The following is an 18,247-nucleotide window of genomic DNA, read 5'->3' as shown; positions in this document are numbered from 1 at the left end:
CCGAATGAAGGCGCGCTGATAGCGGAGGCGCGACGTGTCGTCAACGCGGCGGAAAAGTCACCTCGCGACACATCATATTGAAATCACAAGATATTTTATATACGGTATTAAAATACCTAGCTAAACGCCCTCTCAAGGCGCGTCACAGACGCACCGAACGCGGGCCGGACATGAAAATCCGGGGCTGTGCGCGCAGCACCAGCCACAGGTTCGCCGTCGCCACCGCCAGCACCACGGCGGCCCCGCCTTGGTGCAGCACGCCCAGCCAGACCGGCACGGCGTTGATCAGGGTGACGACGCCCAGCAGGGCCTGCGCCCAGATTACGCCGGCCAAGGTGAAGGCGCCCAAACCCATGCCCTCGGCCACGCGCCAGCGCCAGGCCTGGAAGGCGTAGATGCTGACGGCGAGCAGCAGGCCATAGGCGACCAGTCGGTGATTGAACTGGGTCAGGGCCTGATCGTGCAGCAAGACCCCTGCTCCAAGGCTCCAGTCGGCGGGCGGCAGCACCTGACCGTTCATCAGCGGCCAGTCGGTATAGACCAACCCGGCATGGCCGCCGGCGACCAGCGCGCCCAGCAGACATTGCAGGAAGACCAGACCCAGCAACAGACCGGCGCCCCGCGCCCAGCCGGCGGGCGGACGTCCGTGATCCTCGCCGTTCCAAGCCTCAAGCCCGGTCCAGATCAGGGCGGCGAACAGGACGAAGGCCAGACCCAGATGCGTGGCCAGCCGCTCGGGCGCGACGCTGACCCGCTCCGACAGGCCGCTGGACACCATCCACCATCCGATCAGACCCTGCAGCCCGCCCAGCGCCAGCAGCAGCACGCAACGCCAGATCAGCCGATCCGGCATGGCCCATTGGCGGAAGATCGAGCGCGGCGGCGTGACGCGGCACAAAAGAAAGAAGACCAGCGGCAGGGCGAACACCGCGCCGACCAGCCGCCCGATCAGCCGGTGCAGCCATTCCCACCAGAAGATGCCCTGGAACTCGCCCAGGCTCATGCCCGCATTGATCTGGGCGTACTGGGGGATTTGCTTGTATTTCTCGAACGCCTCGTTCCACTGGGCGGCGTTCAGCGGGGGGATGGCGCCCATAATGGGCTTCCATTCGGTGATCGACAGGCCCGATCCCGTCAGGCGCGTGATGCCGCCGATGACAACCATCAGGAAGACGATGGCCGCAGTGGCGAACAGCCACACGGCCACGGCGCGATTGCGATCTGGATTTCCGAAACGGTTCATTCGACGCCCGACGCTGACCCGGATATGCTGTCGCGCTCGACCATGACGAAATCGCGACTGTGGCGGTATGCCCCGCTCTGAGGCGAAGATCGAGTCGGATTGAGTTAACGGCGCTGAAGCCGCAGGAGATCAGGGTTGCCCTACGCCGATATCGTCGCCGCCATCGTCGGCGGATTGCTTCTGGCCTGGATCGCGGACCTGTCGACGGGGCGTCGTGGTTTCGGCGGGACCTCGCTGGTGTCCGGGGTCGGCCTGGCCTGCGGCTGGTTCCTGGCGGTGCGGGTGTTCGCGGTCGGCACGATGGACAGCTGGATCTGGGTGCCATGGAGCCTGGTCGGATCGGCCGTCTGCCTGATCGCCTTCTTCCTGTTCAGGAACAAGCGCTGATGCCGCCGCGCGCGCGTCGATTCGTCGCCGCCATCGGGGTGCTGGCCTTTCTGGTCTTCTGGGTCTGGGGGCTGATCGCGCTGCGCGGACTTCTGCCGCCCTCGGCCTGGATCGACTTCGCCTTCTTCGGCGTGGGCGGCACGGCCTGGGGCCTGCCTTTGATCCCGCTGCTGAAATGGGCCGAACGGGGTTGAGCCCCATTATGGCGATGGGGCCGCCCGAAAGGACGACCCCACCATCATCATTCTATTTTTCAAGAATGGTCGGAGCGACAGGATTCGAACCTGCGACCCCTTGACCCCCAGTCAAGTGCGCTACCAGGCTGCGCCACGCTCCGAAGGCGCTCCCTATAGACGGGCGACTCCGGGATCGCAAACGCTAAAACGACTTATCCACCTACTGCGCGAGAACGGCGTCCAGACGCGCCTTCGCCTGTTCGAGATCGGCCAGAAGGCGCTGCAAACCCGAGGCTTCGGATCGCATCGTTTCGGCGATCATGGGCGCCCGTTCATCCGCGACATCCTGAATCAGGTCGGCGGTTTCGGCGCCAACCAGTTTTTTCAGCCCCTGCTCCTTGTACAGGCGCTGGACGCCGCGAATGGTCAGGCCGTCGTCATGCAGCAGCCGTTTGACCGCCTTCAGCAACAGAACGTCCTGCGGCCGATAGAATCGACGCCCGCCGGCGCGTTTGACCGGCGCAACGAAGTCGAACTTGGTTTCCCAGAAGCGCAGCACATGCTGCGGCGCACCGACTTCCTCGGCCGCTTCGGAAATGCTGCGAAAGGCGCCGGGGCTCTTGGCCAACGGAATCAGGCCTCGACGACGGCGTCGTGAACCCGGCTTTTCATGATCTGGGACGCGCGGAAGCTGATGACCCGACGCGGATTGATGGCCGCCGGTTCCCCGGTCTTGGGGTTGCGTCCCATGCGGGCGCGCTTTTCGCGAACCTGAAAGACGCCGAAGCCCGACAGTTTCACCGTCTCGCCGCGTTCCAGCGATTCGACGATCAGCTCCAGCGTCCGTTCGACCAGGGCCGAACACTCCTGGCGCGACAGGCCGACCTCGTCATGGACCGCCTCGCACAAATCCGCGCGGGTCACAGTCTGTTGGCCTGCCATCATATCCCCCGCTCGCGCGATCCAGTCGGTGTCATAGGGCCGCAAAGGCCCCCAAAAATCAATGCCGCCGGGGCGACTTTAGAGTCTCAGAGCGCAGGCGCCCCAGGTCAGGCCCCCGCCCATGGCCTCCAGCAGCACCATGTCGCCCTTCTTGATCCGCCCATCCTTGATCGCGGCGTCCAGCGCTAGCGGAATCGAGGCGGCCGAGGTGTTGGCATGGATGGCCACGGTGGAGATCACCTTCTTCTCGTCCAGGCCCAGCCGGTCGCCCACGCCCTTGATGATGCGTTGATTGGCCTGGTGCGGCACGAACCAGTCCACGTCCGAAATCTGGATGTCGGCCGCCGCGCAGGCCGCGGTGATGCCCTCGGCGATGTTGACGACGGCGTGGCGGAAGACCTGATTGCCGGCCATGCGCAGATGGCCGACTGTTCCCGTCGTCGCCGGCCCGCCGTCGACATAAAGAAGGTCGGTCTTGGAGCCGTCGGCGCGCAGGGCGAAGCCCAGCATCCCCCGGTCGTCGGACGTCCCCTGCCCTTCGCCCGGCTCCAGCACGACCGCGCCGGCGCCGTCGCCGAACAGGACGCAGGTGGTCCGGTCGGTCCAGTCCATCAGCCGGGTCATCTCTTCGGCCCCGATCACCAGGGCGCATTTCGACAGGCCGCGCGCCACGAAACCGTCGGCGACGCTGAGCGCATAGACGAAGCCCGAACAGACGGCCTGAACGTCGAAGGCCACGCCCACGCCGGCGCCCAGCTTGCTCTGGACGATGGAGGCCACGGCCGGGAAGGTCATGTCCGGCGTCGTGGTCGCCACGATGATCAGATCGACGTCCGACGCCGCCTTGCCCGCGTCGGCCAGAGCCTTGCGGGCCGCCTCGACCGCCAGGTCGCTGGTCGGCTGGTCCTCGCGGGCCTTGTGGCGCTGCTTGATGCCGGTGCGTTCCTGAATCCATTCGTCGGAGGTGTCGACGATCTTGGCCAGATCGGCATTGGTGACGATCTGCTCCGGCAGGAAGGAGCCGACGCCGGTGACGACGCTGCGTGTGACGCTCACTGGACGGTATCTCCTACGGGGGCGGCGGCCTTGGCGTGATCGAACACGGCGTCCAGCTTGCCCAGATTGTCCCCCACCTTGCTCATATAGTCGCTGCGGGCCAGATCGACAGCGATGCGGATGGCGTTGCCGAAGCCCTTGGCGTCCGCTCCGCCGTGGCTCTTGACCACGATGCCGTTCAGACCCAGTAGCGGGCCGCCGTTGATGGTGCTGGGGTCGATCTTCTGGCGCATCTTCTTCAGCGCGGGCATGGCGATGGCGGCGCCCAGCTTGGACTGAAGGTTGGAGGTCAGGGCTTCCTTCAGCAGGGCCGAGATATAGCGGGCCGTGCCCTCGGCGGTCTTCAGGGCGATATTGCCGGTGAAACCGTCGGTGACGACCACGTCCACCGTGCCCTTGGCGATGTCGTCGCCCTCGACGAAGCCGTGATAGTTCAGGTCGAACGGCCCGTCGCGCAGGATGGCGTGGGCCTCCTTGACCTGTTCGTTGCCCTTCATGTCCTCGGAGCCGACATTCAGCAGACCGATGCTGGGGCGGGCGACGCCGCGCACCGCCGCCTGGAAGGCCTCGCCCATGATGGCGAACTCGACCAGTTGTTCCGCGTCGCTGCCGATGTTGGCGCCCACGTCCAGAACGGCCGTATGGCCCTTGAACGTCGGCCAGCTGGCGACGATGGCCGGCCGTTCCAGACCGGGCGCGGACATCCGCAGGATCAGCTTGGCGATGGCCATCAGGGCGCCGGTGTTGCCGGCCGAGACCACGCCGCCCGCCTCGCCCGTCTTCACGGATTCGATGGCGTTCCACAGGCTGGAACCCTTGCCGCGCCGCATGGCCTGGGCGGGCTTCTCGTCCATGGCCACCACCTTTTCGGTGTGGCGGATGTCAATGATGTCGGCAGGAAGGTCGCAGCGCGTCAGATGCGCCCGAATCTGGGTTTCGTCGCCATGCAGCAGGAACCGCACGCCCTCCCCGTCGTGCGCGGACAGATAGCTGCGGATGCCGGGAACGATGACGGAGGGCCCGTGATCGCCGCCCATGGCGTCAAGCGAGATCGTAACTGGGGTGGGCAAATGGACCTCGTGTGGCCGCGTCGTCTTGTCGCGCGACGCTTCGAATTGGGCGCTGGACGATAGCGCCGACGCCGGGGGATGCAACCACCCGGCCCCTACGTCAACCTCGGTCGCGTCTCAGGCCGGGTCTTCGCGATCCTTCAAGGCCTTCAGCGCGGCGAAGGGCGAAATCTCGGTGGGCTCTTCCGGCTGCACGAACGCCGCGCCCGGCTTGCGGGGGAACGGGTCCAGCGACAGCACCAGCTGTTCGACCGCATATTGGCCCAGGTCGATCTTGCCGTCCTCGATCAGGTCGGCGCCGTCCTCGTCCAGCGTGATCTCGATTTCGTCGGTCTCCTCGGCCGCCGCCTCGGCCAGCTGGATCGAGAAGCGTCGGTCCACATCGACCGGCAGCGGCTCCAGCGTCAGGCCGCAGGTTTGGACGGCGTGGGCGACGACGCGGCCCTTCATCGTCCATTCGCTGCTGGACGGCGTCGGCTTGATGTCCAGATCGACCACGAAGTCCTCAAGCCCCTGCAGATCCAGGGATCGGGCGATTCGCTGGCGGGTCTCGGCGTCCGGCTCCAGCCGTCGGCTCAGGCCGGCGCCGATCTGGTTGATGCGAACCACGTCGCTGAAAGGGGGCGTCATGCTCATCTCGTTCAAACCTCGGCCCACGCCGGCGTCGCCAGCACGGCCTTGAAATCCTGTCCGGCCAGCGCCGCTCGGCTGGCCAGGGCGTAATCCGCCAGGGCGGCGGCGTGTTCGGCCTGGGCGTCGGCATAGACGTTGCGGGCCATCGCCTCGGCCAGCACGGCGGCGTCCGCGCTCCGAAGCGGCGTCTCATAGGCGTTCATACGGCCGTAAACCGCCTCGCCCAGCTTGCGCATCTTCTTGCCGACCGACACGTCGCCCACCCCTTCCTCGCGCAGGGCGTGGTCCAGCGCCGAGACATAGACGTCGAACACCGCCTGGGCGGCGTCGCTGGCCTGAGCCGTATTTTCATCGCGCAACCGCAGCACCAGAAGCAGCACGTGAAGCGTATAGAGTTCGAATCGGGCGTCGATGCGGTCGGCGACGTGCAGGCGCGTGTAAAAAGCGGGATTGCGCGCCTGGGCCACGGCCCTGGCGTACAGATCGTCGCCGACGCGCGGCCCGGATCGGGGTTTGAACAGGTTTTTCAGCATGGGTTCCAACGGCCCCTTTTCCGCCGCGCCGTTGAACTAGGACGCAGGTCCGTCTAGGTCAAAGACCTTGTTCTCTCGCAGGCGCCCGACCATGTCCCGTTTCGTCCCGCTTCTCGCCGCCGTTTCGCTGGCTGGTTTCAGCGCCGCCTGCGCGCCCGTCATCGGCTCCAACGGCTTCCAGGCCATCGACGCCAAGCCCCAGGACGTGGTCGCCGGGACCGACACCAAGGAGACGGTGCTGGCCAAGCTGGGCTCGCCCTCGACCACCTCGACGTTCGAACCGAACCAGGTCTGGTACTACATCAGCCAGACAACCGAGAAATACACTTACAACCTGCCCAAGGTCTCCAGCCGCACGGTGACGGAAATCACCTTCGCGCCCGGCGGCGATCAGGTGACGGGCGTGCGGACCCTGGGTCTGACGGACGGCGAGAACATCGCCATGAACCGCAACGAAACCCCTACGCGCGGTCGCTCGCTGACCGTGCTGGAGCAGTTGCTGGGCAACGTCGGCCGCGGCCAGCTGCCGCGCACGGAAGACGACACTCCCGGCCAGCGTCGCCCCGACTAGGTTCGGCGCAGCCCGCACAAAAGAAAACGGCCCGGAGATCGCTCTCCGGGCCGTCGTCGTTTCAGGCGGGTGTCAGCCGACCGATCCGCTGGCCAGCACCGCCAGCAGAAGCAGGGCGACGATGTTGGTGATCTTGATCATCGGGTTCACCGCCGGCCCGGAGGTGTCCTTGTAGGGATCGCCGACCGTATCGCCGGTCACGGCGGCCTTGTGGGCCTCCGATCCCTTGCCGTGGACGACGCCGTTCTTGTCGGTGAAACCTTCCTCGATCACCTTCTTGGCGTTGTCCCAGGCCCCGCCGCCCGAGGTCATCGAGATGGCCACGAACAGGCCGGTCACGATCACCCCCATCAGCATGGCGCCCAGGGCGGCGAAGGCGTTGGCCTTGTCCGAAATGCCCAGAACCGCGACGAACAGGACGATGGGCGACAGCACGGGCAGCAGCGACGGCACGATCATCTCGCGAATCGCCGCCCTGGTCAGGATGTCGACCGCCCGCCCGTACTCCGGCTTGACCTGATAGGTCATAATGCCGGGGTTCTCGCGGAACTGGCGCCGCACCTCGGCGACGACCGATTCGGCCGCCCGCCCGACCGCCATCATCGACATGCCGCCGAACAGGAAGGGCAGCAGCCCTCCGAACAGCAGGCCGACCACGACATAGGGGTTGGTCAGGTCGAAAGCGACCGGCCCCATATTGGCGAAGAACGGATAGTCCGCAGGATTGGCCGAGAAATACTGCAGGTCCGACGTATAGGCCGCGAACAGGACCAGCGCCCCCAGGCCCGCCGATCCGATGGCGTAGCCCTTGGTCACGGCCTTGGTGGTGTTGCCCACCGCGTCCAGCGCATCGGTCGAATGCCGCACCTCGGCCGGCAGACCCGCCATTTCGGCGATGCCGCCCGCGTTGTCGGTGACGGGACCAAAGGCGTCCAGCGCCACGATCATCCCCGCGACGCCCAGCATGGTCGTGGTGGCGATGGCGATGCCGAACAGGCCGGCCAGTTGGAAGCTGACCACAATGCCGACGATGATGGTCAACGCCGGAAGGGCCGTGGCCTCCAGCGACACCGCCAACCCCTGGATGACATTGGTGCCGTGGCCGGAAACCGAGGCGTTGGCCACTGACCGCACAGGCCGGAAGCCAGAGCCGGTATAGTATTCCGTCACGACGACGATGGCCGCCGTCACCGCCAGCCCGACCATGCCGGACCAGAACAGTGCCATGGGCTGAATTTCCAGTCCGCCCGCCGTCATGATCGGCCCCGTCACCATCTGGTCGATGACCCACCAGACGGCGCCGATGGACAGGACGCCCGTGACGATCAGCCCCTGATACAGGGCGCCCATGATGTTGCGGCTCTTGCCCAGCCGCACGAAGAAACTGCCGACGATGGAGGTGACGACGCAGACCGCGCAGATCGCCAGCGGCAGGATCATCATCACGTCCACATAGGGCTGCCCCCGGAAGAAGATGGCGGCCAGCACCATGGTCGCCACCGTCGTCACCGCATAGGTTTCGAACAGGTCGGCGGCCATGCCGGCGCAGTCTCCGACGTTGTCGCCGACGTTGTCGGCGATGGTCGCGGCGTTCCTGGGATCGTCCTCGGGGATGCCCGCCTCGACCTTGCCCACCATGTCGCCGCCCACGTCGGCGCCCTTGGTGAAGATGCCGCCCCCCAGACGCGCGAAGATGGAGATCAGCGAGGCGCCGAAGCCCAGCGCCACCAGGCCGTCGATCACCTCGCGCCCGGTCGGCGCCAGCCCCAGATGCTGGGTCAGCACGATATAGTAGCCCGACACCCCGATCAGGGCGCCGCCCGCCACGAACATGCCGGTGATGGCGCCCGAACGGAACGCCAGGTCCAGCCCCTTGGCCAGACCCTCGGACGCGGCCTGCGCCGTGCGGACGTTGGCCCGCACCGAGATAAGCATTCCCGCATATCCGGCCGCGCCCGACAGCACGGCCCCGATCAGGAAGCCGACGGCGGCGTATACGCCGATCAGGAAATAGGCTGCGATCAGGATCACGATCCCGACCAGGCCGATGGTCAGATATTGCCGCTTCAGATAGGCCGAGGCGCCTTCCTGGATCGCGGCTGCGATCTCTCGCATCTTGTCGTTTCCGGTGCTCGCCTTCATCAGCACGGCGGTCTGAACGGCGCCGTAAAGCACCGCCAGAACGCCGGCCGCGAAGACCAGCGTGAGTGAGTTCGTCATTGGCGTTTCCATGCCCTTGCAAACAGGCGCGCAGGCCTTTGCGCGGTCGGGCGTTATCGCCTCTGTCCGCCTTCCGGTCCCCCCGCACGCGGCGAACGCGTCAGTGCGTTCTTTGGGATTTGCAGGGGGAGCGTGTCATGCGTTGGAAACTCGCGCAACGGGGGTCGCCAAACCGCGTCAGCGCGGCGCCTGCATCCCGGTGCGGCGGCGCGGCGATTGGCTGACCACCTCGACACGCCGGATGGAGCCGCGTCCCGTGATGCCGACCGAGGCCGAGACCAAGGCGGCGGACAGGGCGCGTTCGTCCAGACGGGTCCAGTCGCCGGGGACGGTGAAGGGCGTGCGGTGGGCGGCGCGGACCAGGGCGTCGCGGAAGAAGGCTTCCTTGGGCTTTATCTGCTCCATCGTCTTGCCCGCGCCCAGTTCCAGGCGAAGCGAGACGAAGACGTAGTTCCGCAGCCGTCCGCCCTCGATGACCGGCAGGCCCAGCCCAGCGATGCTCAGCGAGGGGGGCGCAGCGGGCGTGTTGCCGGACGCGGCGGCGGCGCGCGGCAGGGCGCCGGCAAGGGCGACGGTTCCGGCGGCGACCAGGGTTCTGCGATCCATGGCCGTTCGATTATCCGACGGGCGTTAGGATTCCCTTGCCGCCTCAGCCGTGAGTCCAGCCGCGCCGCGCCATTTCGACCGGCTGGCCGTCATGGATCGCGGTCAGGCCGCCGCCGGGCGTGACCTCCCCCACCCGCGTCAGCCGGACGAGGCGCTTTTCCGCCTCACGACGCAGGGCGTCCTCGTGGCGGGGATGGGCGGTGAAGGCGATCTCGTAGTCGTCCCCACCGCCGGCCAGATCTTCCAGCGACAGCTGGGCGTCGACGCGGTCGTCGAACCACGCCTGGGCGGCCGCCGACAGCGGCAGGACGTTCAGGTTCAGGGCGATCCCGACGCCGCTGGCGCGGGCGATGTGGCCCAGGTCGGCGGCCAGACCATCGGACACATCCACCGAGGCGGTGGCGAACTCGCGGATCGCCGGGGCGAAATCCAGGCGCGGCGTCGGCGTCCGGTAGTGGTCGACCAGGGCGGCGATCCTCACCTCGTCCAGCGACAGCTCTCCCCGCGCAGCTCTGAGACCCAGCAGACCGTCGCCGATCGCGCCGGTGACGAACACCAGATCGCCGACCTGCGCCCCCGCGCGCGACACCGCAGCCCCCGTCGGCGCCCACCCCAGCGCGGTCAGGCAGAAGCTGGCGGGCCCCGGCGTCCTGACGGTGTCGCCGCCCAGCAGGGCCACGCCGAAGCGGGCCTGATCCTCGGCCAGACCAGCGGCGAAGGCCTCGCGCTCGGGCCAGCCGCACCGTTCGGACCAGAAGCAGGACAGCAGATAGCCGAACGGTTCGGCGCCCTTGGCCGCCAGGTCCGACAGGTTCACCCGCAACAGCTTCCTGGCCACCGTATCCAGCGGGTCGTCGGGCAGGAAATGCACCCCCTCGACCATGGCGTCCTTGGTCAGGATCAGGTCATGGCCGGGCCGTGACGGCAGCACCGCCACATCGTCCGTCAGCCCCCTCGCCCACTCGGGATGGGCCAGGGGCTTCAGCAGCCTCTCGATCGTCTCGAACTCGCCCGCGACGTCGAGCGCCGGCATTATTTGCGCGTGTCTTTGGCCACGCCGTCCAGCGCGGCGTTGACGAAGCGCGCCTCGGCGTCGTCGAAGAAGGCCTTGGCCAGTTCGACATATTCGTCGATCACGACCTCGCGCGGCGTCTCCGGGTGTTTCATCAGCTCCCAGGCGCCCGAACGCAGCAGGGCGCGCAGGGTGGCGTCGATCCGCTCCAGCTTCCAGTTGGAGGCCAGGCGCGCCTTGACGGCGGCGTCGATGTCGCGCTGGCTTTCGATCACCCCGCGCACGATGTCGGCGAAATAGGCCTCATCGGCCTCGGCCAGAGCCTCGCCCTCGATGTCGCCGTCGAAACGGAAGTTGGAGAATTCGGTGATCACCGTCTCCACGCCCTCGCCCGCCAGCTCCATCTGATACAGAGCCTGGACGGCGGCGAGGCGCGACACGGTGCGGGCGCGACGCTGCTTGGACGTCAGATTGGGCTCGGCGCGCTGCCTTTCGGCTTCGGCGAGTTGTTCGAGGACGGCTTTTACGCTGTTCGGTTCGGTCATGCGCCGACGCCTACGCGCAATCGCTTCTTCAAGGCAATGAGGTCCAGACAGGCTTTCGCCGCCCCGCCCCCCTTATCCCCTTCCGAAAGTCGCGCCCGATACCAGGCCTGGTCCTCGTCCTCGGTCGTCAGGACGCCGTTGCCGATGGCCAGCCCCTTTACGCCCAGGGCCATTATGCCGGCCGCCGACTGGTCCGAGACGATCTCGAAATGATAGGTCTCGCCGCGAATGACCGTGCCCAGGGCGACATAGCCGTCATAGCGGGGCGCGGTCGGGAAGCGACCGGCCTCCTCGGCCATGGCGATGGCCGGCGGGATCTCCAGCGCGCCCGGCACGGTGACCACGTCGAAGTCGGCGCCGCGCGCTTTTAGCGTCTCCTTGGCGCCTTCCAGCAGGGCGTCGGCCAGGTCGTCGTAGAAACGGGCCTCGACGATCAGAATACGGGGGGCTTCGTTCACGCCTTGGTTTCTCCATCCATGTCGCGCCAGCCGACGATACGCAGGCCATAGCCCTCCAGCGCGGTCGGTTCGGGTCGCGTCGAACTCATCACGATCATGTCCCTGACGCCCAGGTCCAGCAGGATCTGCGCCCCCACGCCATAGGCGCGCAGCGACCGATCCACCGCCGCCGGCCGATCCGCGCCCGCCAGCCGCTCGGCCAGCGACGTCAGCGACGGGTCACGCAGGAAGACGACCACGCCCGACCCGTCATGGTCGGTGATCTGGCGCAGGGCGCTGGGCACATAGTCCTGACGCGCCTCGACATGGCCCAGCAGATCGCAGGCGAAATCGACCTGATGCATCCGCACCAGGGTCGGTCTGGACGGGTCGATGCGGCCCTTGACCAGAGCCACATGCTCGGCGCCCTCGATGGTGTTCTTGTACAGCATCAGGCGGAACGGGCCGCCGTGGACGCTGTCGAACGGGGTGTCCATGATCCGCTCGACGAACCGTTCGGTGCGACGGCGATAGGCGATCAGGTCGGCGATGGTGCCGATCTTCAGCCCATGCCTCTGGGCGAAGGCGATCAGGTCGGGCATCCGCGCCATCTCGCCGTCGTCCTTGATGATCTCGCAGATCACCCCGGCGGGCGTCAGGCCGGCCATGCGGCTGATGTCCACGGCCGCCTCGGTGTGGCCGGCGCGGACCAGGACCCCGCCGTCGCGCGCGACCAGGGGGAAGATGTGGCCCGGCGAGACGATGTCGTCCATGCCCTTGGACGCATCGGTCGCGACCTGAATGGTGCGCGAGCGGTCGGCGGCGGAAATGCCGGTGGTGACGCCTTCCTTCGCCTCGATGGAAACGGTGAAGGCGGTCTTCATGCTCTCACGATTGTCGGCGGCCATCGGCGGCAGACGCAGCTGCTGGGCCCGCTCGGCGGTCAGGGCCAGACAGACCAGACCGCGCGCCTGGCGGATCATGAAGTTGATCTGGTCCGGCGTGGCGAACTGGGCGGGGATGATGATGTCCCCCTCGTTCTCGCGGTCCTCGGCGTCCACCAGGATGTAGGGACGGCCGTTGCGGGCGTCCTCCAGAATGTCCTCGATCGGACTGATCGGGCTGTCGTTCATGTTCGCGGCCGGGACTTGCATCATGCCGTCTCCTGCCACCGCGCGAGGTAACGCGCCAGCATGTCGATCTCCAGATTGACCGGATCGCCGACTTTAAGCCCGCCCAGCGTCGTCACCTGCCAGGTGTGGGGGATGATGTTCAGCCAGAAGACCTGCCCCTCGACCGCGTTCACGGTCAGGGACACGCCGTCGACGGTGATCGAGCCCTTGGCGGCGATATAGCGATGCAGCGGGGCCGGCGCCTCGACCGCCACCCGGTGCGATCCGCCCTCGGGCGTGATGGAGACGATCCGCCCCAGCCCGTCGACATGACCCGAAACGACATGGCCGCCCATCTCGTCGCCCAGTTTCGCCGCCCGTTCCAGATTGACGCCGTCGCCGGCGGTCCAGGCGCCCAGGGTGGTTTTGGACAGGGTCTCGTTCGACACCTCGACCGCGAACCAGCCGGGGCCTTTTTCCGTCACCGTCAGGCAGCAACCTGCGTGGCTGATAGAGGCGCCCAGGTCGATGCCGGCGGTGTCCCAGGCCGTCGCGATCTCATAGCGGCGGTCGCGGTCGGTCTCGCGGACCTCGCGGACGCGGCCGATGTCGGTGACGATGCCGGTGAACATTTGGACGCTGGCCCCTTTCGGACCCGAAAAACACAGTCTGAATAGTCTGAAATCGACGGCGTCAGAGACGGACGTAGCGTTCCCACAGATCGTCGCCGACGGGCGCGACGCCCTGGCGACGGAACTTGGGGGCGTCAGACAGCTTTGCAAGGGCCAGGGCGGCGACGCAGGGCCGTCCCTCCCCGCCCAGCAGGATGGGCGCGCGGAACCATTCCAGCGCGTCGACGGCGCCTGCGCGCAGGAAGGAGGCCGCGACCTGCCCTCCGCCCTCGATCAGGACAGACCCCGCACCGGCGGCGGCCAGGGCCTTCAGGACCACGGCGACGGCGGGGCGGCCGTCCTCGACCTCGACCCGGCGCACGGTCGCGGCGCCCACGGCGTGAGGCTCGGCGGCGGTCAGGATCAGGGTGTTCTCGCCGGCCAGTTTCGCACTGGCGGGGGTGCGCAGCCGACTGTCCAGCACGACCCGCAGCGGCTGATCCACGGCCCGGCCCGGCAGACGGGCGGTCAGTTCCGGGTCGTCGTGCAGAACCGTCTCGACGCCGACCAGGATGGCGTCATGGGCGGCGCGCAGACGATGGCCCTCCAGCCGCGCCGCCTCGCCGGTGATCCACTGGCTCTCGCCCGAGGCCGTGGCGATCCGCCCGTCCAGCGAGGTCGCCAGTTTCAGCGTGACCCGCATCAGACCTTGCCGGTCGGCTCGTCCTGCGCCCCGTCGGCGAGCCCTTCCGCACCCAGGAATTTGGCGAAGTCGCCGGTGTGACGGAAGTCCTTGTAAACCGAGGCGTAACGGACATAGGCGACCTCATCCACGCCCTTCAGCGCTTTCATGATGAAGTCGCCGACCGTGCTGGACGGGATTTCCGTCTCGCCCAGGCTCTCCAGCTGACGCACGATGCGGTTGACCATCTGCTCGACCTGATCGGCCTGGACCGGGCGTTTACGAAGGGCCACGCCCAGCGACCGTTCCAGCTTGTCGCGGTCGAACGGGGTGCGTCGGCCGTTCCGCTTCAGGATGACCAGTTCGCGCAGCTGAACGCGCTCGAAGGTGGTGAAGCGCCCGTTGCAGTTGGGGCAGGACCGGCGGCGGCGAATGGCCGAGCCGTCGTCCGACGGCCGGCTATCCTTGACCTGAGTGTCCTGATGACCGCAAAAAGGGCACTTCATCAGCGACTTATCCGTAGATCGGGAAGCGGTGCGTCAACTCTCGCACCTGCGCCGCCACGCCCGCGACCACGGCCGGATCGGCCTCGTCGCCGCCGTTCATCGACGAGACGACGTCGGCGATCCAGTGACCGATCTGCTTGAATTCTTCCTCGCCGAAGCCGCGCGTGGTGCCCGCCGGCGTGCCCAGGCGGACGCCCGAGGTGACGGTGAACGGGGCGGTGTCGAACGGCACGCCGTTCTTGTTGCAGGTCATCAGCGCCTTTTCGAGCTCATGCTCGGTCGCCTTGCCGGTCACGCCCTTGGGCCGCAGATCGACCAGCATCAGGTGGCTGTCGGTGCCGCCCGAGACGATGGCCAGACCGCGCTCGACCAGAACGGCGGCCAGGGCCTGGGCGTTCTTGACCACCTGCTGGGCGTAGAGCTTGAACTCGGGCTTCAGCGCCTCGCCGAAGGCCACGGCCTTGCCGGCGATGACGTGTTCCAGCGGGCCGCCCTGCAGGCCGGGGAAGACGGCCGAATTGATCTTCTTGCCCAGGTCCGCGTCGTTGGACAGGATCATGCCGCCGCGCGGGCCGCGCAGGGTCTTGTGCGTCGTGGTGGTGACGACATGGGCGTGCGGGATCGGGTCGGGATAGGCGCCGCCCGCGACCAGGCCGGCATAGTGGGCCATGTCCACCATCAGATAGGCGCCCACGCTGTCGGCGATCTCGCGGAAGCGTTTGAAGTCGATATGACGGCTATAGGCCGAGGCGCCGGCCAGGATCAGCTTGGGCTTCTCGCGCTCGGCCATTTCGGCGACGTGGTCATAGTCGATCAGATGGGTGTCCTCGCGCACCTTGTAGGTGACGGGGCGGAACCATTTGCCCGACTGGTTGGCCGGAGAACCGTGCGTCAGGTGCCCGCCGCAGGCCAGGTCCATACCCAGGAAGGTGTCGCCCGGCTGCAGCAGGGTGAAGAAGACCGCCTGGTTGGCCTGGGCGCCCGAGTGCGGCTGGACGTTGGCGAAGGCCGCGCCGAACAGCGTCTTGGCCCGCTCGCGCGCCAGATCCTCGGTGACGTCCACGAACTCGCAGCCGCCGTAGTAACGGCGACCGGGATAGCCTTCGGCGTATTTGTTGGTCAGGACCGACCCTTGCGCGTCCAGCACCGCCTGGGAGACGATGTTCTCGGACGCGATCAATTCGATCTGTTCGCGCTGACGCCCCAGTTCGCCCTGAATGCCCTTGAAGACATCCGGATCGGCGTCGGCCAAGGTCTTGGTGAAATAGGCGTCGTGGGTGAAGGCCGTCACGCTGGAATCCCCGCAAATCAGAAGCTGGCCTATCTAGGCCTCAGCGGAAGGAACCACAATATCTTGTGGCGGCGTCCAAGATAGCTACTCAAAGATCGCCTGGCTGGAGGCGGGTAAACCTCACTGTATCACTCCGCTCCGCCCTTTTTGCGAACCTCGACACTACAGGGACGACAGCTCTTCCGGTCGATCAGAACAGCAGGCCCCTCGAATATGGCGAGCGACCCGTTGGGCAGATACTGCTGCACCCGCACGGACGAGCCCGCTTCGACGATCTCGAAACCAAGCTCTGGATCGAAGCGACGATAAGAATGCTCGGCCACAGCAGCCTTCGCCGTCGCGATATAGTCGCAGCGTTCAACCGATGGGCCAGTACACCCCGGCGCCGCATGATCCGCACCCGTTAGGAGCGCCAAGCCTGCCAATACGGCGAAGATCGAAAAAGCGCCCCATCCGAGAGGCCCAGGCCCGCTTGGCTGCAGCATAATCACCTCTCACACGGGCAGACAATCACTGTTCCGCGGGCGTGTCTATGTTCATTAGCCTGCCTCAAGGGCGCGCCGCAGCTAGATCGTTGACGCCTGGGGCGCCCGCCACTCGCGTCGAAGCGCGCCATAGATCACCATGTCGCACAGCCCCTTGTGGGTCGTTTCGTGCTCCCTCAGACAGCCCTCTCGAACAAGGCCGAGGCTCTCGGCCAAGGCGATGGATGCGGCATTCTCGGCGTCGATTTCCGCATAGACCCGCCGACGCTGCTCACGCTCGAAGAGATGGGACATCAAGGCGATCATACACTCCTTGGCTGCGCCGCGGCCCTGGTAGTCGATGACCGTGACATAGCCGACTTCGAACACCCCGTCGTCTCGACCGGGAAAGGCGACATATCGACCGGCGACGGCCCCTGTGGTTCGGTCCACGGCGATCCAGGTCCGGCCTGGCCATGTCGGATCGGTCAGCCAATCCGCCAGTTCCGCCTCGCTGCCAAAGGCGCCGCGCGACATGTAGAGACACTGGGCGTCGTCGGACAGGGTGGAAAACAGCGCTGCTGCATCCTGGCGAACCAGCTTGCGCATTTCGAAACGCGGCGTGTTGAGCGTGGGCGTGTCTTGCATCGTCCTGTTCCTAAGCGGACACCGTTGCACGCGCTATGTCGCCAGGGTACGCCGCAGCTTGGCGATCGCGATCCGCTCGACGGACTTGGGTTCGTTCGCCGGCCCCATGGCGCTGACCTCGCGGCCGGTGGCGACGTGGATGGCCGAGCATTTGACGTAGGGGCCGTTGCGAACGAACTCGACGATGACCTCGCCGAGGTCGTCGCCCGTCGTCATGCGGCGGCGGGACGGCGCGCCACGTTGCAGTGGGCGAACAGCGCGTCCATCGCCTGGACCAGATGGTCCATCATCTCGTCCGTATGGTTCGGCGACGGGGTGAAGCGCAGCCGCTCGGTCCCCTTGGGCACAGTCGGATAGTTGATCGGCTGAACATAGACGCCGTAGTCGTCCAGCAGCATGTCCGAGATCATCTTGCAGTGGATCGGATTGCCGACATGCACGGGCACGATGTGGCTCTCGCTCTCCATCACTGGAATGCCGGCGGCGGCGAAACGGGCCTTCAGCGTCGCGGCGCGTTCCTGATGTTTTTCACGCAGTTCCGGGTGGCTCTTCAGATGCCGCACCGAGGCCAGCGCCCCCGCCGTCAAGGCCGGCGGCAGGCTGGTGGTGAAGATGAAGCCCGAGGCCCAGCTGCGCACCGCGTCCACGATCACGGCGTCGGCGGCGATATAGCCGCCCATCACGCCGATGGCCTTGCCCAGGGTGCATTCGATGATGTCGATCTGGCCCAGCACGCCGTCGCGTTCGGCCACGCCCGCGCCGGTCGCGCCATACAGGCCTACGGCATGGACCTCGTCCAGATAGGTCATGGCGCCGTATTTCCGGGCCAGGGCGATGGTGCCGGCCAGATCGGCGATGTCGCCGTCCATCGAATAGACGCTTTCGAAAGCGATCAGCTTGGGCGCCTCGGCGGGCGCAGCGGCCAGCAGGGCCTCAAGATGCGCCAGATCGTTGTGCCTGAACACATGGCGCTCGCCGCCGCCATTGCGGATGCCGGCGATCATTGAGGCATGGTTCAGCGAATCGGAAAAGACGATCAGGCCCGGCAGGATCTTCTGAAGCGTCGACAGCGTGGCCTCGTTGCCGACATAGCCCGAGGTGAACAGCAGGGCCGCTTCCTTCTGGTGCCAGTCGGCCAGTTCGGCCTCCAGGTCCACCGCAGAGCGGGTCGTGCCGGAAATGTTGCGGGTGCCGCCCGCGCCGGCGCCCACGGCGTCGATCTCTTCATGCATGGCCGCCAGCACGGCGTCGTGCTGGCCCATGCCGAGATAGTCGTTGGAGCACCAGATGACGACGTCCTGCTGGGTTCCGTCCTCGCGACGACGCACGGCCAGCGGGAACTGGCCGCGCACGCGCTTGAGATCGGCGAAGACGCGATAGCGTCCTTCGCTGCGAACCTGCTCCACGGAGCGGCTGAAGGCGGCCTTGTAGTCGAACAACGCAGGGTCTTTCGCTTATGGCGACGGCTGAGCGTTTTCTGCTCTTCGAATGACGCCTTGTCC

The 18,247-nt window shown here is 66.7% G+C and carries 24 protein-coding genes and 1 tRNA gene; 3 read left to right on the top strand and 22 right to left on the bottom strand.

Annotated features, from left to right (window positions below):
- Nucleotides 1–142: 142 nt before the first annotated feature.
- Nucleotides 143–1,243, bottom strand: coding sequence for a COX15/CtaA family protein (locus SH203_RS01040; protein ID WP_087119023.1), 1,101 nt, complete (start codon nucleotides 1,241–1,243; stop codon nucleotides 143–145).
- 135 nt (nucleotides 1,244–1,378) lie between these two features.
- Here SH203_RS01040 and SH203_RS01035 point away from each other — a divergent pair, with 135 nt between their 5' ends.
- Nucleotides 1,379–1,630, top strand: a complete 252-nt coding sequence (locus tag SH203_RS01035; protein ID WP_087119022.1) for a transglycosylase — start codon at nucleotides 1,379–1,381, stop codon at nucleotides 1,628–1,630.
- Nucleotides 1,630–1,824, top strand: a complete 195-nt coding sequence (locus SH203_RS01030) for a DUF2842 domain-containing protein (RefSeq protein WP_087119021.1) — start codon at nucleotides 1,630–1,632, stop codon at nucleotides 1,822–1,824. Before SH203_RS01035 ends, SH203_RS01030 begins: the two co-directional genes overlap by 1 nt.
- 66 nt (nucleotides 1,825–1,890) lie before the next feature.
- Here SH203_RS01030 and SH203_RS01025 read toward each other — a convergent pair.
- The 7 genes from SH203_RS01025 to SH203_RS00995 all read right to left on the bottom strand — a co-directional run bounded on the left by SH203_RS01025 (nucleotide 1,891) and on the right by SH203_RS00995 (nucleotide 6,040).
- Nucleotides 1,891–1,967 (bottom strand) — tRNA-Pro (locus tag SH203_RS01025).
- A 59-nt stretch (nucleotides 1,968–2,026) separates the two neighbouring features.
- Entirely contained in the window at nucleotides 2,027–2,434 is a 408-nt protein-coding gene (locus SH203_RS01020; RefSeq protein ID WP_087119020.1) for a MerR family transcriptional regulator, read from the bottom strand.
- A 5-nt stretch (nucleotides 2,435–2,439) separates the two neighbouring features.
- The gene (locus SH203_RS01015) at nucleotides 2,440–2,748 is read right to left on the bottom strand and encodes an integration host factor subunit alpha (protein WP_087119525.1); all 309 of its coding nucleotides are present in this window, start codon (nucleotides 2,746–2,748) and stop codon (nucleotides 2,440–2,442) included.
- Nucleotides 2,749–2,826: 78 nt separating this feature from the next.
- A complete protein-coding gene (locus SH203_RS01010; RefSeq protein WP_087119019.1) occupies nucleotides 2,827–3,804 on the bottom strand; it encodes a beta-ketoacyl-ACP synthase III in 978 nt (325 codons plus the stop codon).
- The gene (gene plsX, locus SH203_RS01005) at nucleotides 3,801–4,874 is read right to left on the bottom strand and encodes a phosphate acyltransferase PlsX (protein WP_087119018.1); all 1,074 of its coding nucleotides are present in this window, start codon (nucleotides 4,872–4,874) and stop codon (nucleotides 3,801–3,803) included. The genes SH203_RS01010 and plsX overlap by 4 nt, the downstream gene beginning before the upstream one ends.
- A gap of 117 nt (nucleotides 4,875–4,991) precedes the next feature.
- Complete coding sequence (locus SH203_RS01000) at nucleotides 4,992–5,504, bottom strand: DUF177 domain-containing protein (RefSeq protein WP_200808754.1); 513 nt, start codon at nucleotides 5,502–5,504, stop codon at nucleotides 4,992–4,994.
- Between the two features lie 11 nt (nucleotides 5,505–5,515).
- Nucleotides 5,516–6,040 (bottom strand): ubiquinol-cytochrome C chaperone family protein, encoded by a 525-nt coding sequence (locus SH203_RS00995; protein WP_087119017.1) that lies wholly within the window; start codon nucleotides 6,038–6,040, stop codon nucleotides 5,516–5,518.
- Between the two features lie 91 nt (nucleotides 6,041–6,131).
- On the opposite strand from SH203_RS00995, the gene SH203_RS00990 reads away from it, so the two are divergent.
- Nucleotides 6,132–6,611, top strand: a complete 480-nt coding sequence (locus tag SH203_RS00990) for an outer membrane protein assembly factor BamE (protein ID WP_087119016.1) — start codon at nucleotides 6,132–6,134, stop codon at nucleotides 6,609–6,611.
- Nucleotides 6,612–6,683: 72 nt separating this feature from the next.
- Here the strand turns inward: SH203_RS00990 and SH203_RS00985 are convergent, their stop codons facing one another.
- The 14 genes from SH203_RS00985 to hemA form a co-directional block, all read right to left on the bottom strand.
- Nucleotides 6,684–8,831 carry a sodium-translocating pyrophosphatase gene (locus tag SH203_RS00985; protein WP_087119015.1) on the bottom strand — a complete coding sequence of 716 codons (2,148 nt, stop codon included), beginning with the start codon at nucleotides 8,829–8,831 and terminating at the stop codon, nucleotides 6,684–6,686.
- Nucleotides 8,832–9,008: 177 nt separating this feature from the next.
- The gene (locus SH203_RS00980; RefSeq protein ID WP_087119014.1) at nucleotides 9,009–9,437 is read right to left on the bottom strand and encodes a hypothetical protein; all 429 of its coding nucleotides are present in this window, start codon (nucleotides 9,435–9,437) and stop codon (nucleotides 9,009–9,011) included.
- A gap of 43 nt (nucleotides 9,438–9,480) precedes the next feature.
- Nucleotides 9,481–10,470, bottom strand: coding sequence for a thiamine-phosphate kinase (gene thiL, locus SH203_RS00975; RefSeq protein ID WP_087119013.1), 990 nt, complete (start codon nucleotides 10,468–10,470; stop codon nucleotides 9,481–9,483).
- Nucleotides 10,470–10,994, bottom strand: coding sequence for a transcription antitermination factor NusB (gene nusB, locus SH203_RS00970; protein WP_087119012.1), 525 nt, complete (start codon nucleotides 10,992–10,994; stop codon nucleotides 10,470–10,472). The genes thiL and nusB overlap by 1 nt, the downstream gene beginning before the upstream one ends.
- Entirely contained in the window at nucleotides 10,991–11,452 is a 462-nt protein-coding gene (gene ribH / locus SH203_RS00965; RefSeq protein ID WP_087119011.1) for a 6,7-dimethyl-8-ribityllumazine synthase, read from the bottom strand. The genes nusB and ribH overlap by 4 nt, the downstream gene beginning before the upstream one ends.
- Nucleotides 11,449–12,588: a 3,4-dihydroxy-2-butanone-4-phosphate synthase gene (gene ribB, locus SH203_RS00960; protein WP_087119010.1), complete on the bottom strand. Its 1,140-nt coding sequence runs from the start codon at nucleotides 12,586–12,588 to the stop codon at nucleotides 11,449–11,451. The genes ribH and ribB overlap by 4 nt, the downstream gene beginning before the upstream one ends.
- Nucleotides 12,585–13,175 carry a riboflavin synthase gene (locus SH203_RS00955; RefSeq protein ID WP_087119009.1) on the bottom strand — a complete coding sequence of 197 codons (591 nt, stop codon included), beginning with the start codon at nucleotides 13,173–13,175 and terminating at the stop codon, nucleotides 12,585–12,587. Before SH203_RS00955 ends, ribB begins: the two co-directional genes overlap by 4 nt.
- Before the next feature lie 61 nt (nucleotides 13,176–13,236).
- Nucleotides 13,237–13,857, bottom strand: a complete 621-nt coding sequence (locus tag SH203_RS00950; RefSeq protein WP_087119008.1) for a RibD family protein — start codon at nucleotides 13,855–13,857, stop codon at nucleotides 13,237–13,239.
- A complete protein-coding gene (gene nrdR / locus SH203_RS00945; protein WP_087119007.1) occupies nucleotides 13,857–14,342 on the bottom strand; it encodes a transcriptional regulator NrdR in 486 nt (161 codons plus the stop codon). The genes SH203_RS00950 and nrdR overlap by 1 nt, the downstream gene beginning before the upstream one ends.
- 7 nt (nucleotides 14,343–14,349) lie before the next feature.
- Nucleotides 14,350–15,633, bottom strand: a complete 1,284-nt coding sequence (glyA, locus tag SH203_RS00940; protein WP_087119006.1) for a serine hydroxymethyltransferase — start codon at nucleotides 15,631–15,633, stop codon at nucleotides 14,350–14,352.
- Between the two features lie 128 nt (nucleotides 15,634–15,761).
- Entirely contained in the window at nucleotides 15,762–16,118 is a 357-nt protein-coding gene (locus SH203_RS15200) for a hypothetical protein (RefSeq protein WP_143275658.1), read from the bottom strand.
- Between the two features lie 81 nt (nucleotides 16,119–16,199).
- Entirely contained in the window at nucleotides 16,200–16,745 is a 546-nt protein-coding gene (locus SH203_RS00935; protein ID WP_087119005.1) for a GNAT family N-acetyltransferase, read from the bottom strand.
- A 33-nt stretch (nucleotides 16,746–16,778) separates the two neighbouring features.
- Entirely contained in the window at nucleotides 16,779–16,961 is a 183-nt protein-coding gene (locus tag SH203_RS00930) for a DUF6898 family protein (RefSeq protein ID WP_087119004.1), read from the bottom strand.
- Nucleotides 16,958–18,184: a 5-aminolevulinate synthase gene (hemA, locus tag SH203_RS00925; protein ID WP_087119003.1), complete on the bottom strand. Its 1,227-nt coding sequence runs from the start codon at nucleotides 18,182–18,184 to the stop codon at nucleotides 16,958–16,960. Before hemA ends, SH203_RS00930 begins: the two co-directional genes overlap by 4 nt.
- Nucleotides 18,185–18,247: the final 63 nt, after the last annotated feature.

Origin of the sequence: Brevundimonas sp. SH203 (assembly GCF_002157625.1) — a bacterium.
In the GTDB taxonomy this organism is placed as follows: Bacteria; Pseudomonadota; Alphaproteobacteria; order Caulobacterales; family Caulobacteraceae; genus Brevundimonas.
Note: the sequence above shows the minus strand (reverse complement) of the source record. Positions and strands in the feature narration are given on the sequence as shown.

Bases quoted from the DNA above. Each gene is read 5' to 3' on its own strand.
- SH203_RS01030 (WP_087119021.1), top strand. From the start codon at position 1,630: ATGCCGCCGCGCGCGCGTCGATTCGTCGCCGCCATCGGGGTGCTGGCC.
- SH203_RS00935 (WP_087119005.1), bottom strand. From the start codon at position 16,745: ATGCAAGACACGCCCACGCTCAACACGCCGCGTTTCGAAATGCGCAAG.
- thiL (WP_087119013.1), bottom strand. From the start codon at position 10,470: ATGCCGGCGCTCGACGTCGCGGGCGAGTTCGAGACGATCGAGAGGCTG.
- SH203_RS00950 (WP_087119008.1), bottom strand. From the start codon at position 13,857: ATGCGGGTCACGCTGAAACTGGCGACCTCGCTGGACGGGCGGATCGCC.
- ribB (WP_087119010.1), bottom strand. From the start codon at position 12,588: ATGATGCAAGTCCCGGCCGCGAACATGAACGACAGCCCGATCAGTCCG.
- SH203_RS00980 (WP_087119014.1), bottom strand. From the start codon at position 9,437: ATGGATCGCAGAACCCTGGTCGCCGCCGGAACCGTCGCCCTTGCCGGC.
- SH203_RS00955 (WP_087119009.1), bottom strand. From the start codon at position 13,175: ATGTTCACCGGCATCGTCACCGACATCGGCCGCGTCCGCGAGGTCCGC.
- SH203_RS01015 (WP_087119525.1), bottom strand. From the start codon at position 2,748: ATGGCAGGCCAACAGACTGTGACCCGCGCGGATTTGTGCGAGGCGGTC.
- SH203_RS00985 (WP_087119015.1), bottom strand. From the start codon at position 8,831: ATGACGAACTCACTCACGCTGGTCTTCGCGGCCGGCGTTCTGGCGGTG.
- nrdR (WP_087119007.1), bottom strand. From the start codon at position 14,342: ATGAAGTGCCCTTTTTGCGGTCATCAGGACACTCAGGTCAAGGATAGC.
- SH203_RS00990 (WP_087119016.1), top strand. From the start codon at position 6,132: ATGTCCCGTTTCGTCCCGCTTCTCGCCGCCGTTTCGCTGGCTGGTTTC.
- SH203_RS15200 (WP_143275658.1), bottom strand. From the start codon at position 16,118: ATGCTGCAGCCAAGCGGGCCTGGGCCTCTCGGATGGGGCGCTTTTTCG.
- SH203_RS01000 (WP_200808754.1), bottom strand. From the start codon at position 5,504: ATGACGCCCCCTTTCAGCGACGTGGTTCGCATCAACCAGATCGGCGCC.
- SH203_RS00995 (WP_087119017.1), bottom strand. From the start codon at position 6,040: ATGCTGAAAAACCTGTTCAAACCCCGATCCGGGCCGCGCGTCGGCGAC.
- SH203_RS01040 (WP_087119023.1), bottom strand. From the start codon at position 1,243: ATGAACCGTTTCGGAAATCCAGATCGCAATCGCGCCGTGGCCGTGTGG.
- SH203_RS00930 (WP_087119004.1), bottom strand. From the start codon at position 16,961: ATGACGACGGGCGACGACCTCGGCGAGGTCATCGTCGAGTTCGTTCGC.
- nusB (WP_087119012.1), bottom strand. From the start codon at position 10,994: ATGACCGAACCGAACAGCGTAAAAGCCGTCCTCGAACAACTCGCCGAA.